Origin of the sequence: Phenylobacterium sp. (genome assembly GCF_035309685.1) — a bacterium.
In the GTDB taxonomy this organism is placed as follows: Bacteria; Pseudomonadota; Alphaproteobacteria; order Caulobacterales; family Caulobacteraceae; genus Phenylobacterium.
In genome coordinates this window covers 46,736-68,106 of the sequence record NZ_DATGEX010000026.1, presented here as the reverse complement: position 1 = coordinate 68,106, position 21,371 = coordinate 46,736, and the positions used below count along the sequence as shown (strand labels likewise).

Sequence of the window (21,371 nt, the reverse complement as noted above, 5' to 3'; positions counted from 1 at the left end):
GCATGGCGAGGCTCAGGCCAGTCCGTCGGTCTTCGGCCGGCCGCCGGTCATCTCGGCGCCGGTGATCTCGTAGTGCACGATCTCGGCGATGTTGGTGGCATGGTCGCCGATCCGCTCGAGGTTCTTGGCCACGAACAGCATGTGGGCGCAGGCGGTGATCGTGCGCGGGTCGCCCATCATGTAGGTGAGCAGTTCGCGGAACAGCGAGTTGTAGTGCTCGTCGACCTCGTCGTCCTGGCTCCAGACCGCCAGCGCGCGTTCCAGGTCCGAACGCGAGTAGGCGTCCAGCACGCTGGAGAGCCGGCCCAGCACCAGCTTGCCCATCCGCTCGATGGAGCGGGTGAGCGGGGTCAAGGGGTCGCTCTCGATGATCACCAGGGTGCGCTTGGCGATGTTCTTGGCGAGATCGCCGCAGCGCTCGAGGTTGCCGGCGACCTTCATGGCCGCCACGGCGCGGCGCAGGTCGTCCGCGACCGGCTGGCGCAGCGCGATCAGGCGGATGGTCTTGCGCTCGATGTCGCGCTCCGCCTCGTCCAGCTTGTCGTCGCGCACGACGACCGACGAGGCGAGCTCCTGGTTGCGTTTGACCACGCCCTGGACGGCGTCGGCGACCTGCGCCTCGCACAGCCCGCCCATGCGCACACACTCGGCCGCCAGGCTGTTCAGCTCATCTTCGTAGGATTTGACGATGTGCTCGTTCATCTGGCTCGCCTCTCGGACGCCCCAAGGTTACTCGGGATCGGGGCGGTCCGCACGCCCGGCTATGCTACAGTCTCATGACGCTTTGACGACGCCGCCCGGGAGACCCCCAGGGACGCCATCTGGCGCGTTCGCCATGGGGAAATAGGCGGTAAAGGTCGAGCCCTCGCCTTCGGCGCTGGCGACCACCAGGCCGCCGCGGTGACGGTTCATGATGTGCTTGACGATCGCCAGGCCGAGGCCCGTGCCGGACCGCGCGCCGCTCTTCTGACCGTCCACGCGATAGAACCGTTCGGAAAGCCTGGGCAGGTTCTGGCGCGCGATGCCCGGGCCAAGATCGACGATCCTGAGCGCGGCATAGGTCTCCGCCGAGGGATCGGGCGCCACCAGCGACAGCCGCGGCACGCCCTCCGGGCTCGCCGCGGCGGCCAGGTCCGTGAGGCCGCTCTGCAGTTCGATCCGCACCGCGGCCCCGTCCGGAGAGTATTTGATGGCGTTGTCCAGCAGGTTCTGGACCACCTGGACGATCTGGTCGCGCTCGCCCCGCACGAAGACCTTGCCGGCCCCGCAGGGCCGCCAGTCGAGGCTGATGCGCCGCTGCGCGCCCAGGGGAGCCGCGGCCTCGACCACCTCGCCGACCAGCAGCACCAGGTCGACCACGCCCTTGGGGGCGACGTGCTCGTCGAGTTCGATGCGGCTGAGCGAGGTCAGGTCGGCGATCAGGCGCGCCATGCGGTCGGCCTGAGCCTGCATGATGCCGAGGAACTTGTCGCGCGCGGCGACGTCGTCGCGGGCGTGGCCGCGCAGGGTCTCGATGAAGCCGGAGAGCGAGGCCAGCGGCGTGCGCAGCTCGTGGCTGGCGTTGGCCAGGAAATCGACCCGCGTGCGCTCCACCCGGCGCACTTCGGTCTCGTCGTGGAAGGTCAGGAGCGCCAGCCGCGTCCCGTCCAGGCCGCGCCCCAGCGAGCGCGCCCGCACTCGCAGGGAGCGGGTCTGGGCGCCGGTGGTCTCGTAGAAGCCCTCGCTGTCGGTCTCGTCGAACAGCGCCCGGTCGACCGCGGCCAGCACCTCCGGATCGCGCACGGCGGAGAGCAGCATCCCCTCCTCGGCGGTGATCCGCAGCAGTTCGCGCGCGGCCGCGTTGGCGAGGATGTAGCGCCGCCCGGTCAAATCGTCGCGGTCCAGCCCCGTCACCACCAGAATCGGATCCGGCAGGGCGTCGATCAGCGCCGCATAGAGTTGCGAGGCTGGAATCGACGTCGGAAGGGGATCGAGCAGCGACAGCGGTGATTCTCCGTATTTGCCCACTCTAACATCCCCAGTCGTGTGTCAGGTCGGTGACGCTCGGGTCGATGAGCTGTTGACGAGGCGTGAGGAACCCACCTTGGCTGGAGCCGTTGTTCGGCGTCAGGGAGGGAACGGGCCGCCCAAGGGCCTGTCGTGACCAGATGAGCGATCCATCCGACGCCGGCCCACCGGGCCTCTGCGACGCCCCGGCCCAGACCGACGCCCTGCTGCACGAGATCGACCACCGGGTGAAGAACAACCTGCAGCTGGTCGCCTCGCTGATCCTGCTGCAGAACCGCCGCGCCACGGACGAGGCCGCCCGCGCGGCGTTGGGTTCGGTCCTGGCGCGGGTGAACGCCGTCGCCACCGTCCATCGCCGGCTGTTCCAGGGCGACCCCTCAAGCTTCGATGTCGCCGATTTCGTGCGCGACCTGGCCGGCGATCTCGCCGCGGCCGCAAGGCGCGACGACCTGGAGATCGCGCTGGACCTGGACCGCGTCTGCGTTCCGGCGGCCGCCGCCGCGCCGCTCGCCCTGGTGGTCAACGAACTCCTGGGCAACGCCCTCAAGCACGCCTTTCCGCCTCCGCGCGGCGGCCGTATCGCCGTCAGCCTGCGCGGCGGCGAGGGCTCCTGCCGGCTGAGCATCGCCGACGACGGGATCGGCCTGGGCGGCCAGCCGCCCGGGTTCGGCCTGACTGTCGTCAAGCTGCTCTGCCAGCAGCTTCACGCCGAGTTCGAGATCGCCGACACCGCGCCTGGCGTCCGCGCCTCGGTGGCGGTCCCGATCGCGGCCCCAATGGCGGTTCGGGCGTCATGAGCAACCTGATCGCCAATGCTGTCGGCACGGTCGCGGCCCTGTGCTCGATGTCCAGCTTCGCGCCCCAGATCGCCAAGATCTGGCGCGACCGCGACGCGGGCGAGGTGTCGCTCGCCATGTACCTGGTGACGGTCGCCGGCTTTTGCCTGTGGAGCGCCTATGGGGTGCTGGTGAAAAGCTGGCCGGTCACCGTCTCCAACCTCATCTGCCTGGGCATGGCGGCGGCGGTGCTGGCGCTGAAATGGCGGTTCGGCCGCGGCCGATGAGCCGGCGTTGCGCCCCGGCTCTAGTCATGGGCGGCAGGCGGCCTTAAGGCTGGCCCGAAATCGCCGCCGCAGCGGGCGCGCTGAGACCTGAGTGGACGCATGGACGAACGATTGGCGGCGGCGGATGCGGCGTTGAAGGCGGGCCGCCGGGCGGAGGCGCTCCCCCTGCTGATCGCCGCCGTCGAGGCCGACCCCAACCAGCCGAGCCCCATCTACCGGGTCCTGCTGACCCAGCTCTACCTGGCGCAACGCAACGAAGAGGGCGTCGCCTGGGGCGAGCGCGCCGTGGCCCGTTACCCGCGCGACATGGACCTCTTCAACGTGCTGGGCGTGCTCTACCGCCGGCTCGGCCGCTACCCGGAGGCGCTGGCGACGCTGGACCGGGCGGCCAAGATCAATCCCGGCAACGCCGCGGTGCAGTCCAACCGCGGCAATGTGCTGCTCGACATGGACGACGGCGTGCGGGGCGAGGCGGTCTTCACCAAGCTGGTGCGCAGCGACCCGCGCAACGCCGAGCACCTGCGCCAGCTCGGCCGCGCGCTCGCCAAACAGGGCAAGCGCGCCGCCGCCATCAGCCGCGCGCGCCAGGCCATCGCCCTGCAGAAGACCATGGTCGACGCCTGGCTGGACATCGCCGGCCTGCTCAACGACGAGCACAGGGGCGAAGAGGCCGAGGAGGTGCTCGACAAGGCGCTGGCGGCCAATCCCGACAACCCCAAGATCCTGGAAGCGCGCGCGGTGATCATGCGCCGCGCCCAGCAGATGCGCCGCGCCGACGCCTACCTGGTCGGGCTGCTCGGTAAGTTCCCGGACGCCGGCTGGCTGCACTACCAGATCGGCGTCACCGCCGCCGACATCGACCGCGACCGCGCCAACGTCCACCTGCGCAGGGCGGTCGAGCTCGACCCCGACAACCTCGAGCGCCTGATGGCGCTGATCGAAAGCCTGGAGCGCACCCGCACGGGCGACGAGGGCGCCAACATCGAGGAGTCCTACCAGCTCGCCAGGCGCGCGCTGGCGCTCAAGCCGACCAACTCGGCGCATGTGAAGATCCTCAACGAGGTGCTGATCCGGGTCTGCGCCTTCGATGACCTGCCCAAGCTGGGCGACTTCAAGACGCTGGGGCGCTTGTTCGCCTCCACCGGGCGCCACACAGCGCTGCTCAAGCAGCTGGCCCAGGTCCGGACGCTGGAGGACCGCTATGAGCTGCTGGAGCAGCACCAGATCTGGGGACGGCTGATCGAGGCCGAGGCCGCCAAGCACAAGATCAAACACCCGCCGGCCCGTCCGCGCGGCGGCAAGATCCGGCTGGGCTTCATGTCCTCTGACCTGCGCGCCCACCCGGTCGGCTATTTCGCGCTGCCGCTGTTCGAACACCTGGACGAGCGGTTCGAGATCTATTGCTACTCGTTCTACCAGGGCGCCAGCGCCGACCGGATGCAGGAGTTCTTCGCCTCGAAGTCCACCGCCTACCGCTGGGAGCCGGAAATGAACTCCCAGCGCGTCGCCCAGATGATCGCCGACGACCAGCTCGACATCCTCTTCGAGCTCGGCGGCACGACGCACATGAACAAGCTGGACGTGATGGCCTATCGCCCGGCGCCGAAACAGGGGAGCTGGCTGGGCTATCCGCACTCCGCCGGGCTGTCGTCGATCGACTACCTAATCACCGATCCCTACAACACCCCGCCGCGCCGCGACCTCCTGGTCGAGCAGCCGCTGATGATGCCCAAGAGCTGGATCGCGCTTGGCCGCATGGTGTTCTCCGACCGCCAGGAGATCACGCCGGGCCTGCCGCAGGACCGCAATGGCGGCGTGCTCACCTTCGGCACCGCCAACAATCCGCACAAATACAATCGCGAGATGGTCGAGGTCTGGTCGCAGGTGCTGGCGGCCACGCCCGGCTCAAGGTTCATGTTCATCCGTCCGGAAGGCGGCACCAAGACCTTCCGCGACAATCTGCAGGCCGAGTTCGGCCGCTGCGGGATCGCGCCCGAGCGGATCGTCTTCTCGACCATCCGCGGCGCCCACATGCCGTTCTACAACGAGGTCGACATCAGCCTGGACACCTTCCCGCTGACCGGCGGCACGACGACGACCGAGGCGCTGTGGATGGGCGTGCCGGTCGTCAGCCTGGTCGGCGAGGCCTTCTTCGAGCGCTTGAGCGCCTCGATCCTGGCCAACAGCGGGCTTGGCGACCTCGCCACCTCGGACAAGGACGAGTTCGTGCGCATCGCCGTCGCGCTCGCCGCCGACCCGGAGCGCCGCAGGACCTTGCGGGAAAACATTCGCGACCAGATCAAGGCCGGCCCGCTCGGGCAGACCCAGCAGTTCGCCGCCGACTTCTACGACCTGATCGCCCGCACGGTGCGGCCGGAGGGCTGATCCCCAAGCCGATCTCAGAGGCGGAAGTATTCGGCCAGGAGATCGTCGGGCCGCGGGCGCAGCACCAGTTCGTTCCCCGCCCCGGCGAAGGCCATCATGCCGCGCGGCACGCGCTTGTTGATGACCCGCACGCCCTGCGACAGCACCACATCGTCCTCGATCACCGAGCCCGCCGCCACCGAACTGCCGGGATAGAGCACGACCCGGTCGCCGATGACCGGGATCTGGTCCTTGTGCCGCCCCACCGTCGCGCCCTGATAGAGCACCAGGAAATTGCCGTAGGTCGCCTTGGCCAGCACGATGCCGACGCTGTGGCCGATGTAGAACACCTCAGGCATGGCGATCTCGTAGAAGAGGTCGATGCCGTTGAAGGCCTTGTTCATCAGGAAGAGGCGCGTCGGCGCCTCGGTGTCGCCCGAGCGCCGCCAGATGGTGTTGGCCAGGTAATAGAGAAAGGCGGTGTGCTGGGAGGACTGCAGGACGTTGAACTCGTCCGGCCGCCAGGGCGCACACGCGTTGATGCAGCGATGCAGCCGCTCCAGCGCCTCGTCGAGATGAACGTCGGCCACCGCGCGGAACACCGCCTCGCGCCCATCCGGCACGATATGGGCGCACTGGGCGGTGACGTAGGCGAGCAAGGTCTCGCGGGTATGGCCCCGAAGCTTCACGCCAGCGATCTTTCTTTCAGGCCTTCCAGGTAGCGGCGGACCACATCCTTCACCGGCGCTGGCGTCACGCCAAGGGCCCTGAGGCGGGCGTTGTCGGCGCGCGGCGGCGGGGCGGGCGAGACGTCGCGGGAAAAGCTCACATGCCAGCCCGCCTGCAGGAAGAGGTTGGCGATCTCGCCGTTGGCCGTGAGCTCGCCGCCGCAGACGTTGACCACGCCCGACGCCGGCTTCTCCGACATGGCGATGAGCGCGGCGACCACGTCGTCCAGATGGATGTAGTCGCGCGCGATGTGCGGGCTGGAATCCAGCTGCAGCTCACGCGTCCGCGCCGCCTCGATCAGCCATTCGGACAGGAACCCCGGCGCCTCCGGCTCCCAGTCGAAGACATTGGCCAGGCGCGCCACGGCGCCGCGGCCCTCGGTGCGGGTCAGCGTGATGTTCTCGCCCAGCGCCTTGGAGAGGTCGTAGGTGCGCCTGGGGTCGGTCGGGTCGAACAGCAGGGGCGCCGTCTCGTCCAGCGACGCGGCCGCCTGGCTGTCGTAGAGCCGCGTCGACGACAGGTAGATCAGTTGCTCGTAGCGCCCGGCCTGGGCGAGCTCGGCCACCAGGGTGACATGCGCCTCGACGGTGTCGAAGGGCCGGCGGTCGAAGTCGGCGGTGAGCCCCGCGCAATAGAACACCACGCCCATGTCGCGGCCGAACAGGGTCTTGTCGCCCTTGGCCGGCGCGAACACGTCCCATCCCTCGGCGGTGAGTTTCTGCTGCAGCCGCCGGCCGACAAAGCCCGTGGCGCCCAGGATGGTGGCGAGCCCGGTCACTCTCCGCGCTTCCCGATGCGGCGGGTGGGCGAGCCGGCGTGGATCTCATAGGCCGGGATCTCGCCGCGCACGACCGAGCCCGCGGCGATCACCGCGCCCTTGCGGATGATCGCCCCGTCGAGGACCACGACATTGGCCCCGAGCCAGGCGTCCTCCTCGATGACGATGCCGCCCTTCGACGGCTGGAAGCCCTGGTCGCGGATGCGCCGGGTCGGGTCCGCCACGGCGTGGTTGGTGGGGGCCAGCGTGCAGTTGGCGGCGATCGCCACGGCGTCGCCGATCCTCACCCCATTGCCGGTGTAGATCACCACGCCGGAGTTGATCGCGCAGTCGGCGCCGATCGCCACGTCGCCCATGCCGCCGGCCGGCTTGATCTTCACGAAGGCGTCGATGAAGGTCCTGGCGCCGATCTCGATCAGGGTGCCGCGCGTCGAATCCTCGATATCCGCCAGCGGCGAGATCTTCGCGGTGGGATCGATCTTCAGCATCCCGCAGCCCCCTAGTCGCCAGACCGCCGGTAGTCAGGGTAGGTCGCGTCGCGCTGCGAGATCAATGCCGGTGCGAGCGGCCAGGCGATGGCGAAGGCCGGGTCGTCCCAGCGCACGCCGGCCTCATGGCCCGGCTCGAACTTCGGGGCGATCTGGTAGAGGACGTCGGTGTCCGCTTCGAGCGTCAGGAAGCCGTGCGCGACACCTTCCGGGATGAACAGGGCGCGTGCATTGTCCGCCGATAGTTCGATCCCGAACCATTTTCCCAAGGTCGGGCTGCCGGACCGCAGATCCAGAGCCACGTCGAACATCCGTCCACGGACGGTCCGCACCAGCTTTGTCTCGGCGTGGGGCGCGGGCTGGTAGTGCAGGCCCCGGAGCGTGCCGGCCCGCGGGTTGCGCGACAGGCTGGTCTGCGCCGGCGCAAAGGGCTGGCCGGCGGCGGCGAATTCGTCGGGGCACTGCAGGCGGGCGAAGGCGCCGCGCTCGTCCTCATGCGCGTCGACGTCGACGATGAGGACGCCGGGAATGGCGGTCTGCGCAAACCGCATCAGCCGACCACCTTGGTCTCCGGCGAGGCGGTGACGAAGCGGCCGCCCCAGTCGGCGATGAAGGCCATCTGCCCCATGATCTCGTCCTTCAGGTTCCAGGGCAGGATCAGAAGGTCGTCGGGCCGGAGGTCGCGCACCGCGGCGGGGCTGAGGATCGGCAGGTGGCTGCCGGGCAGGAAGCGGCCCTGCTTGGCCAGGCTGGCGTCGAACACCGCGACGATGTCCTCGGTGGTGGTCCCGCAGTAGTTCAGGAAGGTGTTGCCCTTGGCCGCCGCGCCATAGGCGGCGATCCGCCGCCCGGCCGCCTTTTCCGCGGCCAGGAACGCCCGGAAGCTCGCGCGCACCGCCTCGACCCTGGGCGCGAAGCCGGCGTAGCTCTCGATGCGGTCGAAGCCGGCGGCGTGCTCCTCCTCGCGCAGGGCGACCAGGGCGTCGGCCTCCTCGTGGCCGGAGCCCATGTGGCAGCAGAACAGCCGCAGCGAGCCGCCATGGGTGGCCAATCGTTCGACATCGAACGGCCTCAAGCCATTGGCGCGCAGCACCTGCTCCACCGCCAGCAGCGACAGGTAGGAGAAGTGCTCGTGGTAGATGGTGTCGAACTGCACCTTCTGGATCAGGTTCAGCAGATGCGGGAATTCGAAGGTCAAGACGCCCTCGTCCTTCAGCACCTCGCGGAACCCGGCGACGAAGTCGCCGATGTCGGGCACGTGGGCGAGCACATTGTTCGCCGCCATCAGGTCGGCCTTGTCGCCCCGCGCGGCCAGAATCTGCCCGGTCAGCTCGCCGAAGAAGGCTATCTCGGTCGGCACGCCGGCGGCGATCGCGGCCTGGGCGGTGTTGGCGGTGGGCTCGACGCCCAGCACCGGTATGTCCATTTCGACGAAATGCTTCAGCAGATAGCCGTCATTGCTCGCCACTTCGACCACCAGCGACTCCGGCCCCAGACCAAACCGCTCGGTCATCGCCGCAGCATAGCGCTTGGCGTGCTCCACCCAGCTGGTCGAATAGGAGGAGAAATAGGCGTAGTCGGCGTCGAAGATCGCGTCGGCCGGCACGGCGTCGTCGGCCTGCACCAGGAAGCAGTTGTGGCAGACGCGCACGTGCAGCGGATAGGCCTGTTCGGTCCCGGCGGCCAGCTGCTCGGCCGTCAGGTAGCTGTTGGCCAGCGGCTGGCGGCCGAGGTCCAGGAAGGTGTGGGTCAGCGGCGTGCGGCAGAAGCGGCAGAGAGGCGGCGTTTCGGTCATGGGGCGCCTTCGTAGGCCGCGATCTGGCCTCGGCACAAGTCCAGCGCCGCCTCGCCGTTCGCCTGGCGGCGATACCAGTCCATGGTCAGCGCCACGGCGGCCGGCGCGTCGAACCGGCTCTCGAAGCCGAGCGTGCGTCCGGCCAGGCTGGCGTCGATGGCCAGCGACGTCGCCTCGATGGACCTGGGGTCCGGCTCGTGCCGCCAGGGCTGGGCGCCCAGCGCCTCCAGGCCGAGCGTGGCGAGCTCGCCGACGGTGACCTCGCGGCCGCCGGGCCGGGGGCCGAAGTTCATCGCCCGGGGCGTCGCCGCCCCATCGGTGGCCAGCGCCTGCAGATAGACGAGGTAGCCCGCCACGCAGTCCAGCACATGCTGCCAGGGCCGCGTCGCCTCGGGATGGCGCAGGATCACCTGCTGCTGGCTGCGCGCGGCGCGCACGATGTCCGACACCACCCGGTCGACGGAGAAGTCGCCGCCGCCGATGACGTTGCCGCCCCGCGCGGTGGCCAGCGGCGTGCCCGCCGGCTCGAAATAGCTCCTGGCGAAGCTCTGGACGGCGATCTCGGTGGCGGCCTTGGACGCCGAATAAGGGTCCTTGCCGCCCAGCGCGTCGCCCTCGGTGAAGGCGCGGCCGGTCTCGGCGTTGGCGTAGACCTTGTCCGAGGTGATCGCCAGCACCGCCTTCAGCCGCTTCTGAGCCCGCAGCGCCTGCAGCAGATGCACGGTCCCCATCACATTGCTGGCGAAGGTCGACACCGGGTCGGCGATCGCCGTGCGCACGATCGGCTGGGCGGCCATGTGCAGCACAAGGTCGATGTGGCTGCCCTTCAGCGCCGTCTCGATCGCCGCGGGATCGCGCAGGTCGACGATCCGCGAGTCGATCAGGCCCTCGACGCCGGCCAGCTCGAACAGGCTGGGCGTCTGGTCGGGCGCGAGCGCCAGGCCGGTGACGTCCGCGCCCAGCCCGTGCAGCCAGATCGCCGCCCACGAGCCCTTGAACCCGGTGTGGCCGGTCAGCAGGACCCGTTTGCCGCGCCAGAACGAGGCGTCTAGCGCCGCCACGGCGCCTCGCCGGACGCCCACAGCGCCTCGAGATTGTTCTTGTCGCGCAAGGTGTCCATCGCCGCCCAGAAGCCTTCGTGCGGATAGGCGGCGAGCTGGCCGTCGGCCGCCAGGCCCTCCAGCGGTTCGCGTTCGAAGATCGTCGCATCGTCGGCGATGCGGTTCAGCACGCTGGGCTCCACGACGAAGAAGCCGCCGTTGATCAGGCCGTTGTCGCCCGGCGGCTTTTCAATGAACCGCCGCACCGTGTCGTTCTGGATCTCCAGCGCGCCATAGCGGCCCGGCGGCAGGACCGCGGTCACCGTCGCCGCCTTGCCGTGCGCCTTGTGGAAGGCAAGCAGCGCCTTCAGGTCGACGTCGGACACCCCGTCGCCATAGGTCAGGAAGAACGGCTCATCCTTGTCGAGATAGTCGGCCACGCGCTTCACGCGGCCGCCGGTCATGGTGTTCTCGCCGGTCTCCACCAGGGTCACCCGCCAGGGCTCGTGTTTGGTGGCGTGGTACTCGATCGCCCCCTTGGCCAGGTCGACGGTCAGGTCGGCGTTGTGCAGCACGTAGTTGGCGAAATACTCCTTCACCACATAGCCCTTGTAGCCAAGGCAGACGATGAAGTCGTTGAAGCCGTAGTGCGAGTAGAGCTTCATGATGTGCCACAGGATCGGCCGCCCGCCGATCTCGATCATCGGCTTGGGCTTCAGGTGGCTCTCTTCCGAGATGCGCGTGCCAAGGCCGCCCGCCAGGATCACCGTCTTCATCGTCTCATCTATCCTGTCAGGGCGCGCGAAGCTGACGCCCTCTTACATCGCCGTGCGGGGCCTATGAAGCCCGATCCTCAAACGGCCCGCCTTGCACGCCGGGACGCACGGGGTAGCCATGACGCGCCATGAAAGACGCCGCCGCGGCCAGCACCCCCTCAGGGTTCGCGGCCAGAAGGTCGTGGCCGCCCTCGATCCGCCGGGACTCGACCATCGGGTGCGCGGCATAGGCGGCGAAGTCGTCGTCCGTCAGGATGCTGGGCGGCGAGCGGTCGATGCGCCGCTCCGGCAGCAAGGGCTCCGTGCCGGCGAGCAGCAGGGTGGGCGCCGAGATGCGGTCGAGAACCCAGTTGAACGGCGCGTCGAACATCGCCTCCAGCTCCGCGCTGACCTGCGTACCGCGCGCGCGGGCCCGCCGGATCGCGCGCTGCACGGGCCAGAGGTTCTCCACCGACAGCGGCGGATCCACCGCGATCACCGCGCGCGCCGGGATCGACATGGCGACGATCGCGCCCAGGCTCTCGGCGATGATCAGAGGCGGCCGGCTGAAGATGGTCGTCATCTCGCGAAAAGCCCGAATCCAACCCTCGATGGAGGTCTCGGCCAGCACCGGCGAAAAGGTATGGCCGGGCAGGTGGACGAAGCCGATGTCCTCGATCAGGTCGCGCCAGTGCAGGACATGGTTCGCCTGGCGCATGAAACCGTGGAACATCAAGACCCTCGGATCAGGGTGCGTGGCCGTGAAGACGATCTCACCTTCGCCGGTGACGACGGTGTAGTTCTTCAGGCCCTGGGCTCTGACGGTGGGCATCGCCGCTGTTAGGCCCGATCGGATTTGGGCTTGCAAGGCCTCGCGGGCCGGCGGAACCAAGGATGGGGAACCAGGGGAGGAACCCAGGACATGGCCGCCGATCCGAAAGTCGCCTTCATCGTCGCCGGCGTGCAGAAGGGCGGCACGACCGCGCTCTTCGACTATCTGGGCGACGAGCCGGGGCTGTCCCTGTCGCGCGAGAAGGAGGTCCACTTCTTCGACGACGAGGACCAGGACTGGGCGGCGCCGGACTACCGCGCCTATCACGCCCAGTTCGGGGCCGCCGATGGCCGGCTGCGCGGCGAGGCGACGCCGATCTACCTCTATTGGCCGAACAGCCTGGAGCGGATCGCCGCCTACAATGCGGCGGTCCGGCTCATCGTCATGCTGCGCGATCCGGTCGAGCGCGCCTGGTCGCACTGGAAGATGGAATATGCCCGCGGCGTGGAGACGAAGCCCTTCGCCTGGTGCATCCGCGAGGGCCGCCAGCGGCTGTTCGCCGGCGAGCGGCCCCGCGCCCAGCCCTGGGGTTTCGACCGCGAGGTCTCCTATGTGGAGCGCGGCTTCTATGGCGAGCAGCTGGAGCGGGCCTTGCGCCTCTTCGCGCGCGATCAGCTGCTGATCCTGAAGTCGGCGGACCTGCGGGCCGACCCGGGCGCGACGCTCGGTCAGGTGCGCGCTTTCCTCGGCCTGCCCCAGGGCCCGGCGCCGGCGCACCGCGAGGTGCACGTGGGCCGCGAGATGGACTATGGCGCCGCCCCGACCGCGGCCGATATCGCCCACCTGCGGACCGTCTACGCGCGGGACGCGGAGCGGTTGGCGGATCTGGCCGGCATCCGCTTCGCCTAGACCCCAAGAAAGCCAGGGGGTGAAGGCCACAGTTTCGTCGCGCCCGCCCGCGAGGGTCCGGCGCCGTTGTCACCCAGGGAGGTCTTCCATGCGCCTGGCGCCGTCCGCCGCCGGCCTCGCCCTCGCCACCGGCATCGCGCTGGGCGGCCTAGGCGTCGCCCAGGCCCAGCCGCCCGCGCCGAAGCTCGCCTTTCCGGTGGCCTGCGAGATCGGCCGCAGCTGCGAGATCCAGCACTACGTCGACCGCGATCCCGGGCCCGGCCTGCTCGACTACCGCTGCGGACGCCGGACCGAGCCCGAACACGACGGCGTCGACATCCGGATCCTGGACATGGCCGCCCAGCGGGCCGGCGTCGACGTCCTGGCCGCCGCGCCCGGCCGCGTGATCGCGGTGCGCGATGGCGTGCCGGACGTCTCGATCCGCGCGCCCGGCGCGCCTTCGGTCGCGGGGCACATGGCCGGCAACCGGGTGGGCATCGCGCTGGGCGGCGGCTGGATCCTCGACTACGCCCACCTGGCCAACGGCAGCCTGAAGGTGAAGCTGGGCGACATGGTCGCCGTCGGGCAGCCGCTGGCGCGGGTCGGCCTGTCCGGGAGCACCGATTTCCCGCATCTGCATTTCAGCGTGCGCCACGACAACCAGGTCGTCGATCCCTTCGCGCCCGGCGCGCTTAGCGGCTGCGCCACGGAGGCGTCGTCCCTGTGGACCCCGGCGGCGGCGGACGCGATGCCCTACAAACGCGGCGCGGTGCTCAACACCGGCTTCTCGTCCGCCATGGTGGCGGGCCCCGCCATCGAGGCGCGCTCGGCGCCGCCGCCCAGCACCGACGCCGCGGCGTTGGTGGCCTACGCCCGGCTGATCGGCCTGGAGGCGGGCGACGTGGTGCAGGTCCGCATCTTCGGGCCCGATGGCAAGGTTCTGGGGTCGGGCACGCTCGCGCCGCTCGCGACCAATCGCGACGACGTGCCGGTCGCGCTGGGCCACAAGCGCCCGCCGCAGGGCTGGGTGCGCGGGGTCTATGCCGCCGTGGTCGAGGTCCGCCGCGCGGGCGCAATCGCGCTCAGCCAGCGATGGCAGACCACGCTCTGAGGAAGATCGTCCACGAACCACACGAACGGGTTCGCGCCTCGAGACTCCGCGGAGCGGAGGCTCAGTCTATTCAACCGCAGAGAACGCAAAGATCGCAGAGAAGCCGCGCCAATCGCACGGATGGTGCGGTCATGCTCTCCTCCGCGTTCTCTGCGTTCTCCGCGGTTTGCAAAAGGACTGCCCGCTGCGCGGGCCTCTCAGGTCGCGCCCCGTTTGTGTGGTTCGTGTGGTTCGTGGACAATTTCTCCCGCTTCAGGCTGGCGGCAACAGTTCGATGACGCCGAAGCGGGCGATCCACAGCAGGCCCCGGAAGATCGCCGGCTGTCGCCAGGCCGGGAAAAGCTCGGCGATCTCGCTCACCAGCGCGCCCGGGCGCGTGGCGAGCCAGCTCACGATCTGTTCGGACTCCTCCAGGGTCGGGCGGTTGATGCCGCCATAGGCGGCGAGCGGCCCCGACAGCAGCGGCTTGGCCGCCGGCCAATCGGTCCCCGGCGCCAGGGTCGCCCGCCAGTCCTTGGCCAGATGCCGGGTCGGATAGCTGGCGTACAGGCGGAAGGGGTCGGGCCGGAAGGGGTTGTTCATGATCCCCGGCGGGGCCGGGACGGCGGTGCGGCGCGCGTTCTGGTCGGCCCACAGCGCCTGGTACTGGGGCACGATCGCCGACCAGTCGAAGACCGAGCGGGCGCGGGCCTGCGCCTGGCCGCCGAGCTTGCGGCGCAGGTCGGGATTGCCGGCGAGCGCGCAGATCGCCTGCGTCGCCTGCCGAAAGTCGATGGCCGTGAGCTGGGCGGCGGCGGCGACGTAGTCGGTGTAGGTCCACCAGCCGTTGGCGTGCCAGTAGGCGAGATCGAAGCCGTCGCCGGGCGCCGGCGCCGTGGTGTCGATCGAGAAGCCGTCCTCCCCGTCGCGCACGGTGTCGCGATAGCCGTCCCAGTCGGTGACCACGCAGGGCAGGCCCGCGGCCATGGCCTCGACCGGCGTCAGGCCGTAGCTCTCCTGGATGTTGTCCGAAAAGCTGATGAAGAAGTCGGCCACCGACCAGATGGAATAGCGCACGTCCGGCGGGCGGCCGTCGACGACCAGATAGGTCACCGAGGGGCACAGCGCGCGGGTGGCGTTGTGATAGTTGGCCGCCTCGCCGTCGGTGCCGGCCCAGCCGGAGTTCACCCAGTAGATCGGCTGGCCGAGTTGCTGGGCGGCCTTTTCGAGGGCGATCGCCATCAGCGCGGGGTTCATCTTCTCCGCGGCGTTGAAGCGGCCGACGAAGAGGGCGACCAGGGCGTCGTCCGGAATCTCCAGGCGCTCGCGCCAGGCCTTGCGCTGGGCGGGCGTCGCCGCGAAGGGCGCCGTGTCGACGCCCAAGGGGATGGTCACCCGCTGCGGCTCCGGCCGGCCGCGCGGGCCATAGTCGGCGGCCAGGTAGTCGCGCACGCCGTCGAGCTGGGTCTCGACGCTGGCCCGCACCGCGCTGGAGGTGCAGATCAGCGCGTCGTGATCCTGCAGCGGCGACAGCAGCAGGTTGGAGATATTGTCCATCGTCCGCGGCGTGGCCGTCGTGTGGGTCAGGCCGCAGATGGAATAGGCGTGGGTCCCGTAGGGATGGCGCGCCCAGGCCTCCTTGTCGATGGTCGGCTCGGGCAGGTTGGCCACGCCCACCTCCGACAGCAGGCCGCGCTGGCTGGCGTTCAGCCAGCGGTAGGGCTTGTCGATGGGAGCGACCTGGCGCACCGCCGCGTCGAGCTCGCCAAGCTCCGTGCCGCTGTATTGCCAGAAGAAGAACTGGTCGACATCGGCGTGGCGGATGAAGCCGCGCAGGAAGCTTTCGCCGGCCGACTGCCGTCCGAGCAGGTTCGGGCGGTCGGTGACGAAGGCGTCGGTATGCAGCAGGAGGGCTGCGTTGCTCATCGCGATGTGGCCGCCGGAAGGCGCCTTTGGCTTGGCCGGCCCGGTCAGGCCGCCGTCTGATGGGAAGGGGTCTTAAAGAATTCCCGGCCGGAAAAGAACAGGCCGCAACGGAATAGGGCGCAAAAGAAAAGGGCCGCCCCGAAGGGCGGCCCCAGACTTTTTCGTCGAAGCTGAGCTTAGCTGCCGACGATGTTCGTGAAGTCGATGTCGGCGAGAGTCTTGCCGACCAGGGTCACCGCGTCGTCAGCCGTGGTGATGTGGCCGTCCGCGTTGGTGTCGGCGAACACGATCACATCGCTGCCAACCTGCACCGCGACGTAGATGCCGGAGCCCAGGTGGTTGTTGGCCTGAGCGACCGCGTCGTTGAAGTCGGTGCCGACGGTCTCGATGTAGTTGGAGACCGAGCCCGCCGCGAAGGGCGTCGGGGTGGCCATCGCGTTGGTGAACTCCAGGAAGTTCGTCGGCGCCGCGGTGGTGCCGCCGGCCCAATCCCGGATCTGGTCGATGCCGGTGGCGCCAAGGCCCACACCCGCCGTCGACGCACCGCCCGAGACCGGCGAGTCGCCCGTCGCGAAGGTGAACAGGTCACCGCCGCCGCCGCCGGAGAGGACGTCGCTCCCGCCAACGGCATGGCCGCCCGCGTGGATGATGTCGTTGCCGGTGCCGCCGGTGATGGTGTCGTTGCCGGCGCCAGCGACGATGGTGTCGTTGCCGTCACCCGCGTCGATGCTGTTGTTGCCGCCGGCCGTCGTGATCGAGTCGTTGCCGATGCCACCCGTGATGGTCGAGTTGCCGGTGCCCGAGAAGATCTTGTCGTTGCCGTCGCCGCCTTGGAGGTTGTCCTTGCCGGTCGCGGTGTGGGCGTCGATCGTGTCGTTGCCCGCATCGGTCGTGACGGTGTCGTTGCCGGCCGCGGCGATCGTCACCGAGTCGTTGCCGTTGCCGCCGTCGATGTTGTCCTTGCCGCCAGCCGCTTCGCTGACGGTGTCGTTGCCGTCGCCGCCAACCACGGTGTCGTTACCGGCGCCGAGCAGGATGCTGTCGTTGCCGGTTCCGCCGTCGATGTTGTCATCGCCCGCGGTCTGAAGGTGCATGTCGATCTTGTCGTTGCCGTCTTCACCCTTGATGGTGTCGTCGCCGAGAGCGCCCGTGCCGACGATGGTGTCGTCGCCAAGGTTGCCGTCGATCAGCTTGTTGCCGGCGCCGGTGACCGAGATCGAGTCATCGCCTTGGCCGCCGAGCAGGGTGTCTCCGCCGGTGCTGCTGTCGGTGATGGTGTCGTCGCCGGCGTTGCCTTCGATGAAGCTGGCGGTGGTCGAGCCGGTCAGGTCGATGGAGTCGTTGCCGTCGCCACCCGTCAGGCTGTTCAGGCCGGTCGAGCCGACCAGGGTGTCGTTGCCGATACCGCCGTCCATGGTGTCGTTGCCGGCGACGCCGGAGGCGGTCAGGCTGTCGTTGCCGCCAACGCCGGCCAGGCTGTCGTTGCCCCCCGTACCCGCGTTCAGGGTGTCGTTGCCGAGGTCGCCCGACAGGATGTCGTTGCCGGCGCCGCCAGTGATCTGGTCGTTGCCTTGGCCACCCAGCAGGGTTTGGGTCGTCGAGGTGTCAGCGCCCACCGCAGTGATGGTGTCGTCACCCAGGTTGCCTTGGGCGAAATTGTTGCCGCCGCCGACAAAGATGGAGTCGTTGCCTTGACCGCCGAAGATGGTGTCGTTGCCATCGCTCGACAGGCCGTTGCCGGCCACCGGGTTGCCGTTCGTGTCGAGGCCGCTGCCGACCAAGGAGTCGTTGCCCTGGTTGCCTTGGATCAGGTCGCCGCCTGCGCCACCAACCATGGTGTCGTCGCCAGCGCCACCGAACAAGCCATCGCCCTTCGAGGTCGCATTGAGCACCGCCGCGGCGCCGCCGCCCGAACTCACAATGTCGGTATCGTTCCCGCCGACGGCGTCGACGCCGACCACCAGGTCGGAACCGTCGGGGAAGATCACCGCGTGGCCAGTCAAGCCAGCGCCTTGCAGGCCCGGGCCGAAGGTGACGGCCCTGCCGTCCGAGTTGTCGATCAGAGTGATGGTTTCCGGCACCAGCGCGGTCGGCTGGGTGTAGAGCACCGTCATCAGGTGGCCGGACGAGGTCGAGTTCGTAAAGACGAGCTGGTCGCCGCCCGCCGTATTGAACGTCGCCGCCTGCGCCGCGGTGATGGTCTCAAAGAAATAAGTCGCCATAGATCTCTCCAGTCTGTGTCACACGAACCCCCGGAATGTCTGACCCCCATCCCCGATGAGGCAGTTCCGGCGATCCATTTATCCCACGCGCCATAGCATGGCTGCGGCGCAGGTTAAACGAGCCCGAGGAAGACCTATCGGATGCCCGCCATTTACGCAACAGCAAAAAGGCCGTGGATTCCTTCCACTTACGCCCTGTTACCGAGACGCATCTATTGGTCCGAGAGGGCTCCGCGGAGGGTGTCGGTGATCGGCGAGATGAGCGAGCCCATCACCGTCTTCTTGCCACTCACCAGCGATACCGACGCGGGCATCCCGGGCGTGATCTCGGTGTCCTTCTTGAGCTTGGTGAGCTCCTTCGGATCGACCCGGATATCGGCCCGGTAGAAGGACACGCCGGCCTTCTCGTTGGTGATCTTGTCGGCCGAAACCATGGTGATCACGCCCTTCATGGGACCGTGCCAGCGCTGATTTAAGCCCGTCAGGCGCACCTGCGCCTCCATGCCCACGTGCACCTTGTTGATGTCCTGCGGCTGGACCTGGGCGGTGATGATGATCGGCGCATTGGCCGGCACCACGTCCAGCAGCGTCTCGCCGGAACCCGTGACCCCGCCGTTGGTGAACTGGGTGAGGTTGAAGACATAGCCGTCCACCGGCGCGCGCACGACCGTCTGGTCGAGGCTCTCCTTGGCCGCGGTGAGGCGCGGCGCCGCGTCGGTGAGCCGCGCCTCAGCGTCGCGCAGGCCTTCGGCCGCCTGGCTCGTGCGGGTGTCGCGATTCTGCGCCATCTGCATGCGCGTCTCGCCCAACTGCTGGTGCAGGCGGGCGACGTCGGACTGCAGGGAGCCCTTGTGGGCCACCAGGTCGGCGACCGCGCGTTTTGCGTGCAGAATCATCGGCAGGGGCGCGAAGCCCTTGTTGTACAGGGTCTCGTAGCCATCCAGTTCCTGTTGGGCGTACTGGATCGCCTCATCGGTCGACTTGACCTGGATTTCCTGGCCGTCGATCTGGCTCTGGATCTGGTCGAGCCGCTGCTGCAGCACCGAGTTCTGGCTGGCGAACAGTTGGGCGCGGGTGGTGAATAGCACCTGCTGGTCCCGAATCATCCCGGCGACCCGCGGATCGGACATGCGGGCCATCAGGTCGGCGGGGAACTCCGGCGCGGCGCGGCCGGTGGCCTCGGCGCTGAAGCGGGCGACCTGGGCTTCTTCCATGTCGTACTGGTTCTGCAGCACGTCGTAGGCGGCGCGCGGCTCGACGTCGTTGTAGAGGATCAGCGGCTGGCCGGCGCGGACGTGCTGGCCTTCGTGCACCAGGATCTGGCGGATGGTGCCGGTATCCTTGTGGCGCACGGTCTTCTTGTTCGATTCGACGCGCACCTCGCCCTGGGTCGAGACGCCGGTGCTGAGCGGGCTGAGCGACGCCCAGGTCCCGAGGCCGATCACCAGCACGCCGATGACGGCCGCGCCGACGATCATCGGCCGGCGCAGGCGCTGTTGCAGCACCGGGTCGATCGGCAGCCTGTCGTCGCCGAAGGTCGGGGCGACGTAGGAGGAGCGGATGGGGGTCAGGTCGAGTTTCATCGTCCGGCCTCAACGGCGCGCACTTCAGTCGGTTTCATCAGTCGGCTCATCACCTGGTCGCGCGGACCGAACAGCTCGATGCGGCCTTCCCGCAGGACGAGCATCTTATCGGCGGCGCGGAAAATGCTGGGTTTGTGGGAGATGATCACCACGGTGGCGCCGTTGGCCTTCATGGCGTCGATGGCGCGCATCAGGGCGTCCTCGCCCTCGGTGTCCAGGCTGGCGTTCGGCTCGTCGAGCACGATGAAAGCCGGGTTGCCGAACATGGCGCGGGCCAGGCCGACGCGCTGACGCTGGCCGGCTGAAAGCGTGTGGCCGTCGTCGCCGACATCGGTGTCGTAGCCCTTGGGCAGGCGCAGGATGAGGTCGTGCACGCCGGCCAGCTGGGCGGCGGTGACCACGTCGGCGTCGCTGGCGTCGTTGCGGAAGCGGGCGATGTTGTCACGGATCGAGCCGGCGAACAGTTCGGTGTCCTGCGGCAGATAACCGACGTAGCGGCCGAAATCGGCGCGCTCCCAGGAAAACACGTCGGCGCTGTCCAGCCGGACCATGCCGTTGTTGGGCCGCCAGATGCCGACCAGCAGGCGCGCCAGCGTCGACTTGCCGGCGCCCGACGGGCCGATGATGCCCAGGGTCTCGCCGGCCCCGACGGCGAAGTTGATGTTCCCCAGGAGCAGCTTCGTGGCTCCGGGCGGCGCGAAGTTCAGATTCTCGACAGTGAGCTTGCCGTTCGGACGCGGCAGCGCGGTCGACCCTCCCGACGGCTCGGCCTTCGACAACAGCTGCATCAGCCGGGCGTGGGCGCGGACCATGTTGTTCAGGGGGTCCCAGGAGCCCACGATCTTCTCGATCGGCGCAAGCGCGCGGCTGGCCAGGATCATGTTGGCGAACAGCATGCCCTGATGGATCTTGCCCTTGATGATCAGATAGGCGCCGATCGCGATGATCAGCACCTGGATCCCCATGCGCACCGCCTTGATGATGTCGGTGAAGGTGTTGGAGACCTCGGCGGCCGAGGCGCCGCGCTCGATGGCAACGGCCCGGTGGCGGGCCCAGGAGCCGCCGAGCGTCGGCAGCATGCCCATGGCGCGCACCACTTCGCCGTTGCGCAGCGCTGCGTCGGTGAAGGCGTAGCTGCGCAGCTGGCCGTCGCCGGCCTCCCGCTGGATCGGGCGGATGATCCGCTCCTGCGTGAGCGCCAGGCCCAGCAGCACCAGAGCGCCGACCGTGGCCAGGATGCCGACCGGCAGCGCGACAATGTACAGCGCGATGATGAAGACCGGGATCCACGGCACGTCGAAGAACACCGCCGCGGCGGTGCCGGTCAGCGTGGAGCGGAAGCTGTCCAGGTCGCGCAGCGCCTGGGCGCGGGCGGCTTGGTCGCCGCGCACCGAGGCGTCGAACAGGGCCGAGAACACCTTGCCGGAGACCCGCTGGTCCAGCATCACCCCGTAGTTGATCAGGATGCGCGCCCTGAAGTCGTCGATGGCGCTGGACACCGCGAAGACGAAGAGCGTGATCGCACTCAGCACGATGAGCGTCGGAAGGCTCTGGCTGATCAGGATGCGGCCGTAGACCTGATAGGTGTACAGCGGCAGCGCCAGATACAGCACGTTCGAGAAGAAGCTGAACGAGGCGGCGACCGCGAACGGATGCTTCCCGTCCGACAGGGCGCGGGTCAGCACGTTGTCCGGTTGATTCGTGAGAAAGCTGAATATCTTCATGCGCGCCGAGCTTTGCCGTCCGTCCGTACCGTCAAATTATACTTAAGAGATCGTCTAAAAGGATGAACGTGGCGCGAAGGCCGCCGCTCGAAGATCACCGGTCCCGCAACGCCCGGAGCGGGCGGAGAGATGCGTGGGGCCTCTCTC

At 68.8% G+C, this 21,371-nt stretch carries 19 protein-coding genes; 5 read left to right on the top strand and 14 right to left on the bottom strand.

Annotated features, from left to right (window positions below):
• Window positions 1-12 precede the first annotated feature (12 nt).
• Window positions 13-702: a phosphate signaling complex protein PhoU gene (gene phoU / locus VKQ35_RS08310; protein ID WP_324360442.1), complete on the bottom strand. Its 690-nt coding sequence runs from the start codon at window positions 700-702 to the stop codon at window positions 13-15.
• A gap of 72 nt (window positions 703-774) precedes the next feature.
• Window positions 775-2,007: an ATP-binding protein gene (locus tag VKQ35_RS08305; protein WP_324360440.1), complete on the bottom strand. Its 1,233-nt coding sequence runs from the start codon at window positions 2,005-2,007 to the stop codon at window positions 775-777.
• A 140-nt stretch (window positions 2,008-2,147) separates the two neighbouring features.
• On the opposite strand from VKQ35_RS08305, the gene VKQ35_RS08300 reads away from it, so the two are divergent.
• The 3 genes from VKQ35_RS08300 to VKQ35_RS08290 all read left to right on the top strand — a co-directional run bounded on the left by VKQ35_RS08300 (window position 2,148) and on the right by VKQ35_RS08290 (window position 5,455).
• A complete protein-coding gene (locus VKQ35_RS08300) occupies window positions 2,148-2,804 on the top strand; it encodes a sensor histidine kinase (RefSeq protein WP_324360438.1) in 657 nt (218 codons plus the stop codon).
• Entirely contained in the window at window positions 2,801-3,070 is a 270-nt protein-coding gene (locus tag VKQ35_RS08295) for a SemiSWEET transporter (RefSeq protein ID WP_324360436.1), read from the top strand. Before VKQ35_RS08300 ends, VKQ35_RS08295 begins: the two co-directional genes overlap by 4 nt.
• 99 nt (window positions 3,071-3,169) lie before the next feature.
• Entirely contained in the window at window positions 3,170-5,455 is a 2,286-nt protein-coding gene (locus VKQ35_RS08290; protein ID WP_324360434.1) for a tetratricopeptide repeat protein, read from the top strand.
• A 14-nt stretch (window positions 5,456-5,469) separates the two neighbouring features.
• On the opposite strand, the gene VKQ35_RS08285 is transcribed toward VKQ35_RS08290, so the two are convergent.
• From VKQ35_RS08285 to VKQ35_RS08250, 8 genes are all read right to left on the bottom strand, one after another.
• Window positions 5,470-6,123, bottom strand: coding sequence for a hypothetical protein (locus tag VKQ35_RS08285; protein WP_324360432.1), 654 nt, complete (start codon window positions 6,121-6,123; stop codon window positions 5,470-5,472).
• Window positions 6,120-6,941: an SDR family oxidoreductase gene (locus tag VKQ35_RS08280; RefSeq protein WP_324360430.1), complete on the bottom strand. Its 822-nt coding sequence runs from the start codon at window positions 6,939-6,941 to the stop codon at window positions 6,120-6,122. Before VKQ35_RS08280 ends, VKQ35_RS08285 begins: the two co-directional genes overlap by 4 nt.
• Window positions 6,938-7,429 (bottom strand): acyltransferase, encoded by a 492-nt coding sequence (locus VKQ35_RS08275; protein ID WP_324360428.1) that lies wholly within the window; start codon window positions 7,427-7,429, stop codon window positions 6,938-6,940. Before VKQ35_RS08275 ends, VKQ35_RS08280 begins: the two co-directional genes overlap by 4 nt.
• Window positions 7,430-7,440: 11 nt before the next feature.
• Window positions 7,441-7,980: a dTDP-4-dehydrorhamnose 3,5-epimerase gene (gene rfbC, locus VKQ35_RS08270; RefSeq protein ID WP_324360425.1), complete on the bottom strand. Its 540-nt coding sequence runs from the start codon at window positions 7,978-7,980 to the stop codon at window positions 7,441-7,443.
• Window positions 7,980-9,224 carry a class I SAM-dependent methyltransferase gene (locus tag VKQ35_RS08265; RefSeq protein WP_324360423.1) on the bottom strand — a complete coding sequence of 415 codons (1,245 nt, stop codon included), beginning with the start codon at window positions 9,222-9,224 and terminating at the stop codon, window positions 7,980-7,982. Before VKQ35_RS08265 ends, rfbC begins: the two co-directional genes overlap by 1 nt.
• Entirely contained in the window at window positions 9,221-10,285 is a 1,065-nt protein-coding gene (gene rfbG / locus VKQ35_RS08260) for a CDP-glucose 4,6-dehydratase (RefSeq protein ID WP_324360422.1), read from the bottom strand. The genes VKQ35_RS08265 and rfbG overlap by 4 nt, the downstream gene beginning before the upstream one ends.
• On the bottom strand, window positions 10,273-11,040 hold the full coding sequence (gene rfbF / locus VKQ35_RS08255) for a glucose-1-phosphate cytidylyltransferase (protein WP_324360419.1): 768 nt from the start codon (window positions 11,038-11,040) through the stop codon (window positions 10,273-10,275). Before rfbF ends, rfbG begins: the two co-directional genes overlap by 13 nt.
• 61 nt (window positions 11,041-11,101) lie before the next feature.
• On the bottom strand, window positions 11,102-11,851 hold the full coding sequence (locus VKQ35_RS08250; RefSeq protein ID WP_324360417.1) for an alpha/beta fold hydrolase: 750 nt from the start codon (window positions 11,849-11,851) through the stop codon (window positions 11,102-11,104).
• Between the two features lie 90 nt (window positions 11,852-11,941).
• On the opposite strand from VKQ35_RS08250, the gene VKQ35_RS08245 reads away from it, so the two are divergent.
• Entirely contained in the window at window positions 11,942-12,700 is a 759-nt protein-coding gene (locus VKQ35_RS08245) for a sulfotransferase domain-containing protein (protein WP_324360415.1), read from the top strand.
• Between the two features lie 88 nt (window positions 12,701-12,788).
• Window positions 12,789-13,790, top strand: coding sequence for a M23 family metallopeptidase (locus tag VKQ35_RS08240; RefSeq protein ID WP_324360413.1), 1,002 nt, complete (start codon window positions 12,789-12,791; stop codon window positions 13,788-13,790).
• A 252-nt stretch (window positions 13,791-14,042) separates the two neighbouring features.
• Here the strand turns inward: VKQ35_RS08240 and VKQ35_RS08235 are convergent, their stop codons facing one another.
• The 4 genes from VKQ35_RS08235 to VKQ35_RS08220 all read right to left on the bottom strand — a co-directional run bounded on the left by VKQ35_RS08235 (window position 14,043) and on the right by VKQ35_RS08220 (window position 21,185).
• Window positions 14,043-15,695 (bottom strand): glycosyltransferase family 4 protein, encoded by a 1,653-nt coding sequence (locus VKQ35_RS08235; protein WP_324360411.1) that lies wholly within the window; start codon window positions 15,693-15,695, stop codon window positions 14,043-14,045.
• 176 nt (window positions 15,696-15,871) lie between these two features.
• Window positions 15,872-17,917 (bottom strand): calcium-binding protein, encoded by a 2,046-nt coding sequence (locus tag VKQ35_RS08230; RefSeq protein WP_324360409.1) that lies wholly within the window; start codon window positions 17,915-17,917, stop codon window positions 15,872-15,874.
• A 212-nt stretch (window positions 17,918-18,129) separates the two neighbouring features.
• A complete protein-coding gene (locus tag VKQ35_RS08225) occupies window positions 18,130-19,500 on the bottom strand; it encodes an HlyD family type I secretion periplasmic adaptor subunit (RefSeq protein ID WP_324360407.1) in 1,371 nt (456 codons plus the stop codon).
• Complete coding sequence (locus VKQ35_RS08220; protein ID WP_324360404.1) at window positions 19,497-21,185, bottom strand: type I secretion system permease/ATPase; 1,689 nt, start codon at window positions 21,183-21,185, stop codon at window positions 19,497-19,499. The genes VKQ35_RS08225 and VKQ35_RS08220 overlap by 4 nt, the downstream gene beginning before the upstream one ends.
• Window positions 21,186-21,371 lie beyond the last annotated feature (186 nt).

What these genes read in the sequence shown, in the direction of transcription:
- rfbC (WP_324360425.1), bottom strand. Translation starts at nt 7,980, where the DNA reads ATGCGGTTTGCGCAGACCGCCATTCCCGGCGTCCTCATCGTCGACGTC.
- VKQ35_RS08225 (WP_324360407.1), bottom strand. Translation starts at nt 19,500, where the DNA reads ATGAAACTCGACCTGACCCCCATCCGCTCCTCCTACGTCGCCCCGACC.
- VKQ35_RS08250 (WP_324360417.1), bottom strand. Translation starts at nt 11,851, where the DNA reads ATGCCCACCGTCAGAGCCCAGGGCCTGAAGAACTACACCGTCGTCACC.
- VKQ35_RS08240 (WP_324360413.1), top strand. Translation starts at nt 12,789, where the DNA reads ATGCGCCTGGCGCCGTCCGCCGCCGGCCTCGCCCTCGCCACCGGCATC.
- VKQ35_RS08275 (WP_324360428.1), bottom strand. Translation starts at nt 7,429, where the DNA reads ATGCTGAAGATCGATCCCACCGCGAAGATCTCGCCGCTGGCGGATATC.
- VKQ35_RS08290 (WP_324360434.1), top strand. Translation starts at nt 3,170, where the DNA reads ATGGACGAACGATTGGCGGCGGCGGATGCGGCGTTGAAGGCGGGCCGC.
- VKQ35_RS08295 (WP_324360436.1), top strand. Translation starts at nt 2,801, where the DNA reads ATGAGCAACCTGATCGCCAATGCTGTCGGCACGGTCGCGGCCCTGTGC.
- rfbF (WP_324360419.1), bottom strand. Translation starts at nt 11,040, where the DNA reads ATGAAGACGGTGATCCTGGCGGGCGGCCTTGGCACGCGCATCTCGGAA.
- VKQ35_RS08265 (WP_324360423.1), bottom strand. Translation starts at nt 9,224, where the DNA reads ATGACCGAAACGCCGCCTCTCTGCCGCTTCTGCCGCACGCCGCTGACC.
- VKQ35_RS08245 (WP_324360415.1), top strand. Translation starts at nt 11,942, where the DNA reads ATGGCCGCCGATCCGAAAGTCGCCTTCATCGTCGCCGGCGTGCAGAAG.
- phoU (WP_324360442.1), bottom strand. Translation starts at nt 702, where the DNA reads ATGAACGAGCACATCGTCAAATCCTACGAAGATGAGCTGAACAGCCTG.
- VKQ35_RS08235 (WP_324360411.1), bottom strand. Translation starts at nt 15,695, where the DNA reads ATGAGCAACGCAGCCCTCCTGCTGCATACCGACGCCTTCGTCACCGAC.
- VKQ35_RS08230 (WP_324360409.1), bottom strand. Translation starts at nt 17,917, where the DNA reads ATGGCGACTTATTTCTTTGAGACCATCACCGCGGCGCAGGCGGCGACG.
- VKQ35_RS08300 (WP_324360438.1), top strand. Translation starts at nt 2,148, where the DNA reads ATGAGCGATCCATCCGACGCCGGCCCACCGGGCCTCTGCGACGCCCCG.